The 13,168-nt window shown below is 64.8% G+C and carries 10 protein-coding genes; 5 read left to right on the forward strand and 5 right to left on the reverse strand.

The genetic code is table 11. The features are described 5' to 3' along the window. Positions 1–177: 177 nt before the first annotated feature. A complete protein-coding gene (locus GNK13_RS11545; RefSeq protein WP_235935076.1) occupies positions 178–978 on the reverse strand; it encodes a 3-keto-disaccharide hydrolase in 801 nt (266 codons plus the stop codon). A gap of 212 nt (positions 979–1,190) precedes the next feature. On the opposite strand from GNK13_RS11545, the gene GNK13_RS11550 reads away from it, so the two are divergent. After that, positions 1,191–2,891: a sensor histidine kinase gene (locus GNK13_RS11550; RefSeq protein WP_164102675.1), complete on the forward strand. Its 1,701-nt coding sequence runs from the start codon at positions 1,191–1,193 to the stop codon at positions 2,889–2,891. Between the two features lie 13 nt (positions 2,892–2,904). Next, positions 2,905–4,257 carry a sigma-54-dependent transcriptional regulator gene (locus GNK13_RS11555; RefSeq protein WP_164102707.1) on the forward strand — a complete coding sequence of 451 codons (1,353 nt, stop codon included), beginning with the start codon at positions 2,905–2,907 and terminating at the stop codon, positions 4,255–4,257. Positions 4,258–4,351: 94 nt separating this feature from the next. Here the strand turns inward: GNK13_RS11555 and lexA are convergent, their stop codons facing one another. From lexA to GNK13_RS11570, 3 genes are all read right to left on the reverse strand, one after another. Beyond that, the gene (gene lexA, locus GNK13_RS11560) at positions 4,352–4,957 is read right to left on the reverse strand and encodes a transcriptional repressor LexA (protein WP_164102676.1); all 606 of its coding nucleotides are present in this window, start codon (positions 4,955–4,957) and stop codon (positions 4,352–4,354) included. Positions 4,958–5,347: 390 nt separating this feature from the next. Continuing rightward, the gene (locus GNK13_RS11565) at positions 5,348–6,793 is read right to left on the reverse strand and encodes an oxidoreductase (protein ID WP_164102677.1); all 1,446 of its coding nucleotides are present in this window, start codon (positions 6,791–6,793) and stop codon (positions 5,348–5,350) included. Further along, on the reverse strand, positions 6,790–7,554 hold the full coding sequence (locus GNK13_RS11570; protein ID WP_235935078.1) for an undecaprenyl-diphosphate phosphatase: 765 nt from the start codon (positions 7,552–7,554) through the stop codon (positions 6,790–6,792). The genes GNK13_RS11565 and GNK13_RS11570 overlap by 4 nt, the downstream gene beginning before the upstream one ends. Before the next feature lie 158 nt (positions 7,555–7,712). Here GNK13_RS11570 and GNK13_RS11575 point away from each other — a divergent pair, with 158 nt between their 5' ends. Next, a complete protein-coding gene (locus GNK13_RS11575; protein ID WP_164102679.1) occupies positions 7,713–8,714 on the forward strand; it encodes a DUF368 domain-containing protein in 1,002 nt (333 codons plus the stop codon). Between the two features lie 181 nt (positions 8,715–8,895). Next, positions 8,896–9,453, forward strand: a complete 558-nt coding sequence (locus GNK13_RS11580) for a family 16 glycoside hydrolase (protein ID WP_164102680.1) — start codon at positions 8,896–8,898, stop codon at positions 9,451–9,453. A gap of 516 nt (positions 9,454–9,969) precedes the next feature. Here the strand turns inward: GNK13_RS11580 and GNK13_RS11585 are convergent. Beyond that, positions 9,970–10,176 (reverse strand): hypothetical protein, encoded by a 207-nt coding sequence (locus tag GNK13_RS11585; protein WP_164102681.1) that lies wholly within the window; start codon positions 10,174–10,176, stop codon positions 9,970–9,972. A 140-nt stretch (positions 10,177–10,316) separates the two neighbouring features. On the opposite strand from GNK13_RS11585, the gene GNK13_RS11590 reads away from it, so the two are divergent. Beyond that, complete coding sequence (locus GNK13_RS11590; RefSeq protein ID WP_164102682.1) at positions 10,317–12,863, forward strand: DEAD/DEAH box helicase; 2,547 nt, start codon at positions 10,317–10,319, stop codon at positions 12,861–12,863. The last annotated feature ends 305 nt before the right edge of the window (positions 12,864–13,168 follow it).

The raw sequence follows: 13,168 nt of genomic DNA on the forward strand, positions 1-13,168 counted from the left end.
CGGCGGCTGTTTTTTTTGGTTCGGAGACACCCTCCGCTTCGGAGGGTCGCGAGGAACGAGCGGGGAGGGCGAACCGCGACGCTGAGATGGGAGCATTCTGAGCCGTAGGCGCTAGCCTCGGGCCTCGCGTCTCCCGGTTTTTCCACCGCTGCAGAACCCGCGGCTAGCGCCGTCGGTTCAGTCCGCTTGTTTCGGCAGCGGCGTCTCTTTGTCGCCATCGCGGAGGTACGGGTCGCGGACCCGCTCGCCCACGGGCGGCTTGATCTCTCGCACCCAGATGTTGCGGAACCGGACCGGGTTGCCGTGGTCCTGCAGCGCGATCGGACCTCGCGGCTCATGCGCCTGGTACTCGGGGGGACGCGTGAAGGGCGTATCGCCGAGCAAGGTGAAGTGGTTCAGGATCAGGACGCCGTTGTGGACCGCGGTGATGGAGGCAGGTGACTTGAGCGAACCGTCCTCGTGGAACCGCGGGGCAGTCCAGAAGATGTCGTACGTGTTCCACTCTCCCGGCGGCCGCGTCGCGTTGACCATTGGCGGCGTCTGCTTGTAGATCGCCCCGGCCTGGCCGTCGGCGTAGGTCTCGTTCTGGTACGAGTCGAGCACCTGGATCTCGTACTTGCCCATCATGAAGACCCCGCTGTTGCCACGCCCTTGCCCTTCTCCTTTGGGTGGCGTCGGAGCGGACCATTCGATGTGCAGCTGGCAATCGCCAAACTCCTGCTTGGTGGTCAAATAGCCTTTGCCCGAGATCAGGGTGCCATCTTCAACCTTCCAGTTCTCCTGGTTCTCCCAGGCCGACGCGTCCTCGCCGCCAAAGAGAACGACGGCGTCGGAGGGAGGGGCGTCGTCCGTCTTTCCGGGATCGACCACCGGCGGCTTTTCCCAGCGGATTCCGCTGAGATACTCCTCGGCCCCAGCCGGAGTGGTCGGCGCCACGGCGGCCGAGAGCGCTAACACGGTCAGCAAGCGTCGTTTCATCAATCGATCCTCATCGACGGTAAAGGGTGTAGGGATTCGCCCTCGCAGTATAGACGCCCGCCAGCGGACGGCAGGCTTTCCCGCCTGACAGAAGCGTGAGAAGCCGGACGTACCGGGCTGCGGAATATCCGTTGCTCCGGCGCGACTGCCTGCGATAGACTCGGCGAGCGATTCCGATTCTCCCATTCGCCGCATCCAAGGAGGGGTGGGCTTTGCTCGCGTGCTGGCCGATCCGCATCAAGCTGCTCCTGGCGCTGGCCATCCTTTCGGCCATCGTCAGCACGCTCGCCCTCAGTGGTTTCTGGGGGCTGTACGGCTTTCGTCAGCTGGCGATGAACGTCAGCGAGCGGGCCGCCGAACTGCCTCTGAGCAGCTCGTTGACACGCTCCGCCGACACGCTCCGCGACACCTGCCACCGGATTCGCAACGGCAGCCACCGCGAGTCGCTGTTCGATGAAATCTCCTTCCGCAGCATCATGCTCCGCAATGAGAACGCCCGCTTCCACGATGCGCTCGCCGATTTCCACAGCACGCTCGAGCGGTACAGCGATCGCCTCAGCCATAGCGAAGTGCCCGACTCGCTGCTGACCGACGGCGTCCAGCAGATGGCGGTGCTGAACGATCTGCGGAGCCGGCTGTCTCGGATCGAAGCCCTCCAACAGCCCGAGCTGTGGGAGATGCGGGAGTCGGATTTCCGTTCGCTGCAAGCGGAGCTGGACTTGCTCGCCGAGGACGCCGAGCGACTGCCGACGATCCTCCAGCAGCGGATGGCCGGGTTCCGCAACGATGTCCGCGGCCAGTATCGCACGATGATCATCCTCGCCTGGTCCTCGACGATCGCCGCGATCGCGATGGTCGGCACGCTGCTATGGCTGTTCCGGACGCTGATCATGCAGCCCTTCCGCCAACTGCTCGCCGGCAGCCGCCGAGTGGCGCGCGGGGAGCTCAACCACCGCATCGATCTGGGAACCGGCGACGAGCTGGCGGAACTAGCCGCGGCGATGAACGGGATGACCGATCGGTTCCAAAAAACCTACGACGAGCTGGAAGCGGTCTGCCGCGGACTCGACGCCCAAATCCGCGACCGAACTCGCGAAGTCGTCCAGCGCGAACAGCTCGCCAGCGTCGGCTTCCTGGCCGCAGGCGTCGCCCACGAAATCAACAACCCGCTGGCGTCGATCGCCTGGAGCGCCGAGGCGCTCGAATCGCGGCTCCACGACCTGCTGCACACGCCCCACCGCTCCGCAGGCGACAGCGGCGAGTGCGACAGCGGCGAGTGCGACAGCGGCGGGGACGGATTCAGTCCGCTCTCGGAAGACCAGCTGGAGAGCTTGCGAACCAACCTCCGGCGGATTCAGGAAGAGGCCTTCCGCTGCAAAGGGATCACCGAACGGTTGCTCGATTTCAGCCGGATGGGCGACCTGCGGAAATCGCCGACCGATCTCGCCGAGTTGGCCGAGGACGTGGTCGCGATGGTCGGCACGCTCGGCCAGTACCGCTGCAAAACCGTGCGGCTCGATTGCTCCGGTCCCGTCATCGCGAACGTCAACCCGCAGCAGATCAAGCAAGTCGTGCTGAACCTGGTGACCAATGCGCTCGAGAGTGTCGATACCGAAGGCGCGGTCGACGTCCGCGTCGACACCGTCGGCGACTCGGCGCGGATCACGGTCGAGGACGACGGCTGCGGAATGACCGACGAAGTCCGCGAGCACCTGTTCGAACCCTTCTTCACCCGCCGCCGCGACGGCCGCGGGACCGGGCTCGGGCTGAGCATCACCTACCGGATTGTCAATCAACACGACGGCCAACTGACCGCCCACAGCGAGGGGCCGCAGTGTGGTTCGCGTTTGGAAGTCCTTCTCCCCCTCGAAGCCAGCAGTGATGTCGACCATGAAAGACTCGCGGCAGCCTAACTCCTCCAAAGGCATGGCCATCCTCTTCGCCGATGACGAGCCTGGATTGCAGGAAGTCATGCGGAGCGAGTTGCCGCGGATGGGTCACACCGTGACGGTCTGTCCCGACGGGTTGACCGCGGTCGCGGCGCTCGAGCGAAACGCCTACGACTGTTTGCTGGTCGACCTCGATATGCCCGGGATGAACGGCATCGAAGTCATCCAGCGGGCCAAGCAGATGTACCCCGACGTCGCCGCGGTGGTGCTCACTGGCAAGGCGAGCCAGGACACGGCGATCGCCGCCCTGCGCCAGGGAGCGTTCGACTACTTGACCAAGCCCTGCCGCCTGGCCGACCTGGCGACCCTGCTCGGCCGCGTCGCCGAACATCGCAAAATCAGCCGCCAAGTCGCCGCGCTGCAGCTCCGCGTCCAGCGGGCCGAGGGCGATGGCCGCCTGATCGGCTCGCACGCGTCGATCGAAGCGGTCCGCAAACTGGTCGCCAAGGTCGCTCCGACCGAGAGCACGGTGATGATCCGCGGCGAGACCGGCAGCGGCAAAGAGCTCGTCGCCCGCTCGGTTCACGACCAGAGCTTGCGAGCCGACAAGCCGTTCGTCGCCATCAACTGCGGAGCGCTGCCCGAGAGCCTGATCGAGAGCGAACTCTTTGGTCACTGCCGAGGTGCCTTCACCGGTGCCGATGCGGCCCGCACCGGTTTGTTCGAAGTCGCCAACGACGGCAGCCTGTTCCTCGACGAAATCGGCGAGCTCCCGCTGTCGATGCAGGCCAAGCTGCTCCGCGTCCTGGAGTCGGGAGAAATCCGCCGCGTCGGCGACAACCAAACGACGAAGATCGACGTCCGCGTGATCTGCGCGACGCACCGCGATCTGGAAGCGATGGTCGAGGAAGGGACCTTCCGCGAAGACCTGATGTTCCGCATCAACACCTTCGAAATCCAAATCCCGCCGCTCCGCAACCGGGCCAGCGACATCCTCCCGTTAGCCGCCCACCTGCTCCGTCGCTTCCGCAACGACTCCCGCAGCGACGATCAACTGTTCAGCGACGAAGCGAAAGAGCTGCTCCTCGCCCACGTCTGGCCGGGGAACGTCCGCGAGCTGGCCAACGTGGTCGAGCATGCCTCGATCCTCTGCGACGCGCTGCCAATTCTCCCGGAACACCTCCCGCGTCAGTTCTCCGAGCGACAACTCCGCAAGGAGCTCCGCACCCACAGCCCCACGAGCCTCCGCGACATGGAGCTGGCAGCGATCGAGGACGCGCTCGAGCGGCACGACGGCAAAAAACCAGCCGCGGCCCACGAGCTCGGGATCAGCCTCAAGACGCTCTACAACAAACTGAACGCGGCCAGTGAAAAACGGGCCGCCGGCTAAAGCCGTCGACAACATAGTCGCCTTTCGCTCCGGGAAAGCTGCGCAGACTCGCTACTTTCGCGGAGCGAAAGGCAACTCTGGCGACATGCGGGCTTCAGACGTGGGGCCGCACCACGCCGACGGCGATGCCGATTACCTCGGCGTTGTCGACGTAGATCGGACCCATCTCTCGATTGGCCGGCTGCAAGCGGATCCGGTTCGGCTCGGGATACCAGTACTTGAGCGTCGCTTCGCCGTCGGGGGTTTGGGCCACCACCATCTGGCCTGCCGAAGCGGTGGCGGTCTTTTGCACGATCACGTAGTCGCCATCGGCGATGTGCGCGTCGATCATCGAATCGCCCGAGACCTGCAACAAAAACCGGTCGTCGCGGAAGAACATCTCGCCGAGATCGAGACGCTCATTCTGCTGGAAGGCGAGGGTCGTCGGCCCCGCGGCGACCCGCCCCGCCATCGGCATCGAGGTGCCGCTGCGGTCGGCCGAGTGGGTCAACTCGATCGCCCGCGATTTGTTCGGGCTGCGGCGGATCAGGCCCTTCCGCTCCAAGGCTTTCAGATGGCACATCACCCCGTTGGGGGAACGGATCCCAAAATGTTCGCCAATCTCTCGCACCGTGGGGCCGTACCCCCGGCGGACGATCAATTCGCGAATCAGGTCATAGACAGCTTGCTGGCGGTCGGTCAGCGTCGCGGGAGCGCTCATGGGTCATCACACTCGTACAAGCGGCGGGAAGGAAAGGCCGATGGATGTACACCAAGTACATCTCGATCCTATACGACCGTATAGACACCCGCCACCATTTTCTTCGCTGGCGGCGGATATTTCTCAACTTCCGGGAGAATAGCAGACCCCGGAAGAGTGGTCGACAAAAAAGCGCCGCACAAAAAGAAAGTAGTTGGGCCCTGGGCACGTTGCCTGATTGCGAAATCAGCCGCCACGCGCTAGCGTCCGGTTTTCCCGGCGATTTCGGGAACCGGGGGCTAGCGCCCGGCGGCTGATGCATGAGCCGGCCACGGACCCTTCGGCAGCGCGGCTCACCCGCGGCTAACGCCGTCGGCTCACCCGCGGCTAGCGCCGTCGGCTCACCCGCGGCTAGCGCCGTCGGCTCAGTCCCTGCAGCTCCGCTCGCTCGGGCCGCTGTTTGTAGAACGCGTCGAGCGGATAGCAGCCGCTGACCATGCCGTTCCGCGGGGCGGTCGTGCAGTCGCTAAAGGTGCGGCAGACCAGCTTCCGCGGCATCGTGCGGCCGGCCAACGTGTCGCTTGGCAGCTCGGGATAAGAGAGCACCATCCGGCCAAGCCCCACCGCGTCGATCATCTCGGCGCGGACGACCGCCTGGGCGACGTGCGGCAGATAATCTTGCAGGTAGGTGTATCCGCTGCCGACGATGAACATCTCGGGCTCGGCCGCTCGAACCCGGGCCGCCGCGTTGATCTGCCGAGCGACGCCGACCAAAGGGTCTTCCGGCGGCTGATAGCCATCGCTCGGGGGGAAGATCGCAGGCCGCTGGATGTGCGGATTGTAGTAGGGACTGCCGCAGGTCAGGTTCAACAGCTGGACGTCGCGACGACGCAGCTCGGCGACCAGCCGCAGCGGTTCGCTCAGATCGATCCGCACCGGATCGGCCGGGTCACAGCCGAACGCCACGTCGTAGGGAGCGATGTGGTCGTACGGCATCGGCTGGCCGATGCCCGTTCCGGTTGCGTACGGAAGCGTATCGAAGAGACTCAGCCGAACGCCGACTTGCAGCCCCGGACAGGCATCGCGGACCGCGTCGATCGCCGACAGCAACAACCGCGTGCGGCCCTCAAAATCGCCGCCGTACCGCCCCGGTCGACGCCGCGCCGAGAGGAATTCGTGCAGCAAGTAACCGTGGCAGGCTTTGACGTCGACGAAATCGAAGCCGGCTCGCTCGGCGACCTGGGCCGCACGGACGTAATCGCCGACGAGGCCATCCAACTCATCGTCGCTCCAGACCACGCTCGGGTCTTCCGGATCGATCCCAAACCGCTCATCGAGCAGCGGGTGATGGTAGGCGATTCGCGGCTCCAACCGATCCTTGCGGTCCGGACGACAGAACCGTCCGCTGTGGGTCAACTGCAGCCCGATCAGCAACCCGTCGGTGTCTCCAGAGGCTTCGCGGTGCGCAGCGACCAGCGTCTCGCGAAGCTGCACCAGTCCCGCTTCGCACGAGGCGAGGGCCATCGTCTGATGCGGGTTCGCTCGCCCGTCGGGGCGGACGGCCGCCGCCTCGCCACCCCAGATCAGCTTCGCTCCACTGCGACCAAACCGCTCCCACCGCCGCAGCGTGAGCTCGCTCGGTGTGCCGTCGCGATTCGCATCCCAGCCCTCCATCGGATGGATGCACCACCGATTGCCGATCACCCGCTCGCCCACGCTTGCCGGAGCGGCCAGCGGCGAACCGGCTTCGGCCGAGAGCACTTCCTCGTCGACCGGGAGCGTCACCCCGAGCTCCGCGAGCCGATCGCGAAGCTCTTGAGGCGTGCGGAGCTGGGCGATTTTGCCATAAGTCGTCATGAGAGTTTTCCAGCGAAGTACATCGCGATGACGAGGAGGCCGACTGGAATGCACCAGGCGGCGAACCAGTACAATCGGCCTTCGCGAGCCCAGCGGATCAACCACCGTAGCGCTCCGATCCCGACGACAAACGAGACCACCGCCCCGAGCGCCAAAACCGCAGTGGCCTGCGAAGCCACCTCTTCTTGAACCAGATCGCGAACCGCCAACACGCTCGCTCCGAGAATCGCCGGGATCGCCAACAGGAAGGAGAACGTGACCGCGTCGGTGCGACCCATCCCCAGCAGCCGAGCCCCGACGATCGTCGATCCGCTGCGACTGATCCCCGGCAGCAGCGCAAACGCTTGAAAGCAGCCGACGAGCAACGCCTCCCAGAGTCGCATCTGCTGGTACTCGCCGGTCCCCTCGGGCAACCACTTCAGCATCAACAACAGTCCGCCGGTGACCAGCAGCATGCAGCCGGCTAGAAGCGGATTGCTGAGCAGCCATTCGGCTTGCGACTTGATCGTCAGCCCTAAGACGGCCGCCGGAAGCGTCCCGACGATCAACAGCGGGATCACCCGCCGATCGGCCCGCAGCAGCGCGAAGATCCGCTGCCAGTAGACCACCAGGATCGACGCCAGCGTGCCGGCGTGCAGTATGATCTCGACCGTCGCCGTTTCGTCGCTGCCGCCGAGCAAGGCTCCGACAATCACCAGATGGCCGGACGAGCTGATCGGTAAAAATTCGGCAATTCCTTGGACGATAGCCAGAATCAACATCTCGACGATCAGCATGAGGCCGCTACATCTTTCATGGAATTTTAATTTCGCCGATCTTACCGTTTCACCCGCTCAGCAGTTTTGCCCGCTCAGCAGTTTTGCCCGCTCAGCAGTTTCACTCGCCGCACAGTCCTGCCAGCTTTCCCTAGGGATCATCCATGCCTTCGGCACCGCAGCCCGCTTCGCTCGCCCACGATCTGCAAAATGTCGCCCGCGGCTTTTGCATGGGTGCGGCCGACATCGTACCGGGAGTCAGCGGTGGAACCGTAGCCCTGGTGCTGGGCCATTACCAGCGGTTGGTGACGGCGATCAGCCAGATCGATGCGACCGCCCTGGCGCTGCTCCGCGAGCGGCGTCTGGTGGCCGCTTGGCAGCACATCGACGGCCGCTTTCTGCTCGCCCTCGGCGTCGGCGTGCTGGCGGGCATCGGCGGGCTGGCCAACTTGATGCACTGGCTGCTCGAACACCACACGGCGGAAACCCGAGCCGTCTTTTTTGGGCTCGTCGCCGCCAGCGGAATCGTGGTCACGGCCTACGTCCGCCGCTGGTCCGCCCCGGCGGTGGCCGCCTGTTTGTTGGCGGCGGCCGGGGCCTATGGGCTCGGCGAGTTCACACCGACCGCTGCCGAACCGACGCTGCTCTACTTGTTCGTCTGCGCGGTGATCGCGATCTGCGCGATGATCCTGCCCGGAATCAGCGGCGCGTTCCTGATGCTGCTGCTCGGCGTCTACCATCCAGTGACGGGGCTCGTCAAGGATTTCTTCCGGCTGCAGATCACCGCCGATGGCTTGCTGCGGTTGGTCGTGTTTGCCTCCGGCTGCCTGATCGGGCTGGCTCTGTTCAGCCGCCTGCTGCGGATCCTGCTCCTTCGCTACTCCAACACCACGTTCGCCGCGCTCCTTGGACTGATGCTCGGCTCGCTCCGCAAGCTGTGGCCGCTGCAGGTGCCGACCGCCGAGACCGCAGGGCTGCCGTTCAAGGAACAGGAGTGGATGGGGGTCGGCGTGGCGGACTGGAGCGAACCGCTCTGGCCGCTGGTCGCGATCGCCCTGGCCGCCGGGGCGGTCGTCGTCGCCGCCAACCACCTCGCCAGCCGCCGCCAAGCCGCCGCGCTGCACACTTCCGCCGCCGAGGAGCGGACAGCGAATCCACATGGGTGAAAAAAGCGTTGCAAGCCACCGCGCATTCAATCAGCCGCCACGCTTCTTGCGTCCGGTTGCCTCGGCGTTTTCGGAAACCGGGGGCTAGCACCCGGCGGCTGATGAATAATCTGCGCTAGCGAGTGGCGGCTGATGAATAATCCGACTAGTGCCCTCCATTCGTCTTTCTGAGAGAGCTCCGATGCCCGCCAAGCCTCGCCATCTGCTGACGGCCCCCGAAGCCTGGGGCGTAGTTGCCCGCGATCCGTTCGATCGCCACGGAGAGATCCAGCTGACTCCGGGACATTTGGAGATCGCCGCCGGAAACCCCGGCAGCGGGCTGGTCTACCGCGGTCCCCTGCCCCGAACCGACTACCGGATCACGCTCGAAGCCCAGCGAACGGCCGGCGAAGATTTCTTCTGCGGGCTGACGTTCCCGATCGGCTCGCAGCACGCGACGCTGATCATCGGCGGCTGGGGCGGCGGCGTGACCGGAATCTCGAACATCGACGGGATGTCCGCGATCGAGAACCCGACGACCAGCTACACCCCGTTTGAAAACGATCGCTGGTACAAGATCGAGCTGCGGGTCACCGAGCCGCTGCTGGTCGCCCTGGTCGACGGGGAGGAAATCTTGAGCGTCGACGCCGAGGGGCGGCAATTCAACGTCTGGCCCGAGCTCGAACCGATGCGGCCGCTCGGGATCGCCACCTGGAAAACCGCCGCCACGATCCGCCGAATGCAGCTCGAGCGGGTGTGAGGGGGATTTTCAATCGTACTCGTACTCAGCGGAGCGGTACTCGTACTCAGCGGAGCGGTACTCGATTCCCCCGCGAGTTCCGTGATGGCTTCGAGTACGAGTACGAGTACCGCTTCGCTGAGTACGAGATAAAGAAGCATCCAGCGCACGAAAAAACCCGTCGATGGGGACCAAGGTGAATCCCCACCGACGGGCAAAGCAATTCTCGCACAATACTTAAATGAAGTGATCGGCGAGTGGGGTGGCGGCCACGCTTGCGTAGCCCGCCGACTGCGCTACGGGTTACCACCCCGTTGGCTAGTACAGCAATAATCCACTTGATCACCTCCTTTTGCTACAAACTCAGCAGACGCCTTCCGGTGCCAACCAGAATGGAGGGCGGTCTGCTCTGAAGCCGTCCGTCGCGACGCGGAACCTCGCGACCCAACATTCCCACTATTCGCTCGGCTGCGCGGAAAAGCAAGCAGAAATTCTGGGGCACTCAGCCCCCCCGTCGCAGACGGTGCCCGCCGCCGCTCAGGCTTCGGTTTCGTAGAGCACGATGATCAGCACGTCGGAGTCGCTGAAGGTGTTCATCGCCGTCCCGGGAGCGACGGTCTGGGGAGCGATGTTGCCGGTGATCGAAACGATCCGAGCTCCCGATTCTCGGACCCAGCCGTTGATCGTCTCCTCGAGCGCCCCGAGTTCCCCTTCGACGCTTTTGAAAATCTTGACCTGCTGCATGGTTTGTCTTCTCCAGGGGGTAGCCGCGGGATTCTCTTGCGTCCTCCGAGTCTAAGGCGGCACGAGTCGCGGTTCGAGTACTCAGTACTCCGTACTCCGTCTCCTCCGCACTCGCCGCTCCTGCCCTACAATCACTCTCCATGAATCGCTCCGCCCCCCCTATCGACCCCGATCTCGATCGCGACACGCTTGCGGCCGAATACTTTGACCTGCTTCCGTTCGAGCCCTATCCGGTTCAGGAGGAAGCGCTGCTGGCGTACTTCACTTCGCCGCAGGGAGTGCTGGTCTGTGCGCCGACCGGGACGGGCAAGACGTTGATCGCCGAGGCGGCGGTCTACGAAGCGCTGCGGACCGGCAGCCGGATGTATTACACGACGCCGCTGATCGCGCTGACCGACCAGAAGCTCGACGAGCTGCGGCGGTCGGCAGTCGGCTGGGGCTTTAGCGCCGACCAGATCGGCCTAGTGACGGGCAACCGCACGGTCAATCCGAACGCCCCGGTGCTGGTGGTCGTCGCCGAGATCCTGCTGAACCGGTTGCTGAATCGTGAGAAGTTTGACTTCTCCGATGTCGGCTCGGTGGTGATGGACGAGTTCCATTCGTTCAACGACGCCGAGCGGGGGATCGTCTGGGAGCTGACCCTGGGGCTGCTCCCGCCGTCGGTTCGCCTGATGCTGCTGAGCGCGACGGTGGGCAACGAGCTGGAGTTCACCTCCTGGATGGCCCGCGCCCATGACCGGCGGGTGCAGCTGGTCCGCGGAACCGAGCGAATCGTGCCGCTGCAATTCGAATGGGTCGAAGATCAACTGCTCGGCGACTTTGCCGAAAAGATCGCTGCCGGCCCGCCCGATTCGCGCCGCACGCCGGCCCTCTTCTTCTGCTTCAATCGCGCCCAGTGCTGGACGGTGGCCGAGCTGCTCAAAGGCAAAAGCCTGATCGACAAATCGCGGCAAGCCGAGCTGGCCGATTACCTCAACGCGGCCGAACTGAGCGAGGGAGCCGGACCGAAGCTGAAGGCGATCCTGATGCGCGGCGTCGGCGTCCACCACGCCGGCATCCTGCCCCGCTATCGGCGGATCGTTGAGGAGCTGTTCCAAAGAAAGCTGCTCAGCGTGTGCGTCTGCACCGAGACGCTCTCGGCGGGCATCAACCTGCCGGCCCGCTCGGTCGTGCTGCCGAGCTTGCTCAAGGGACCGAAGGACAAAAAAAAAGTCGTCGAAGCTTCCACGGCCCACCAGATCTTCGGTCGCGCCGGCCGACCCCAGTTCGACGACCGCGGCTTCGTCTACGCCCTGGCTCACGAGGACGACGTCAAGCTGCTCAAGTGGAAGGAGAAGTACGACCAGATCCCCGAGGACATCAAAGACCCGGGGCTGATGAAAGCCAAAAAGCAGCTGAAGAAAAAGATGCCCAAGCGGCGGGCCGGTGAGCAGTACTGGACCCAGCAGCAATTCGAGCACCTCCGCAACGCCCCGAGCGCCCACCTAGCCAGCCGCGGACACCTGCCCTGGCGATTGCTCGCTTACCTCCTGGGCCGCTCCCCCGAAGTGCAGCCGCTCCGCGATCTCGTCGGGCGACGGCTAATGCAACCCAAACAAATCGAAGAGGCCCAGCGGCAGCTCAACCGGATGCTGCTCACGCTCTGGACGGCCGGCTACATCGAACTCGAACCCAAGCCGCGACCGAAAGCGGCCCCTCAGGCCGCCAAGCCGACCACCAAACTCACGCCGCAGCAGCGTGCCGAGGCGGCGGTGGAAAAACCGGCGGTGGAAAAACCCGAGGGCCTGTTTGGCGAATTGCTCGCCGAGATGCGGGAGGCCGAGCTGGAACCGGCCGCAGAGGGGGCCGCGGAGGAGACTGCCGGGCACGGCGCTCACGGGAGCGGATCGGGGGACAGCGAATCGGACGCCGAAGCCGCTGCGGCTCGCGGCTACGAGCTGGACGACTACCGCCCGCAGTACGCGCACCCAACCAGCCGCCTGCCGCTGCTGGTTCAACTCCGCAGCATCAATCCGCTCTACGGCGTCTACCTGGCCGACCAGCTCGCGATCGCCGACCCGAACGAACGCTTGCTGGCTTTGGAGAGCGTGCTGGAAGTTCCCGGCACGGTCGCGCGGCTAGTCCGCGTCCCCCGCTACGACGTGATGCCCCCGGGGACGCTGGCCCAAACGCGGCTCGACCCGCGGCTGCTGCAGCTCGGCCTGGCGACGCCCGAGGAGCTCGGCTCGCCGAAGGACGAGGAAGAGGAGGAGATCGAGAACAAGGGTTTTGGGCGGGTGATGTTCGAGGAGCCGAAGGTCTGGCCGCTGACTCTCGGCGAGAAGATCCATCGGCTGTTCGAACACGACTTTCCCCGCGTTCACGACGTGCGGGTGCGGCCGGTTTGGATCGCAGGCGAGCTGCTCGAATTCGGCGGCGACTTCAATGCCTACGTGACCGCTCGCAAGCTGCAAAAAGAAGAAGGCGTGCTGTTCCGCCATCTCCTGCGGCTGATTTTGCTGCTCGACGAGATGGCCAACATCCCTCCCTACGAAACGACTCCCGAGGAGTGGGAGGATCCGCTCGATGACTGGGCCGACCTACTGACCGAGACGTGCCGCCGCGTCGACCCGCAGAGCACCGACGAGGTTTTGGAGCTGGCCGGCCACGGCGAAGACTTGATCGCCCCCGGTCGCCGCAAGGGTTGAAGGCCCTGTCAAAAAACGCCAAACGACACCCTCCCCCCGGGAGGGTCGCGAGGAACGAGCGGGGAGGGGCCGGTAGACGCTCGCGCGATGAGTGCGTGTGACCCTTTTTCCTCAACGTATTGGCTTGTTTTCTAACGGCTCAATCGAGAGTTCGTGCCGAAACCCATTGCCCTCCCCGGGCCTAAGAGCCCGACCCTCCCGCAAGCGGGAGGGTGAGATTTTGACGTGCCGCTTCTACTTCTGGCGCCCTTTTCTTCCGGGCTTTTCACCATCCCAGCCCGACCCTCCCGGGGGGAGGGTGATGG

This window comes from Candidatus Laterigemmans baculatus, from assembly GCF_010367455.1.
Taxonomy (GTDB): Bacteria; Planctomycetota; Planctomycetia; order Pirellulales; family Pirellulaceae; genus Laterigemmans; species Laterigemmans baculatus.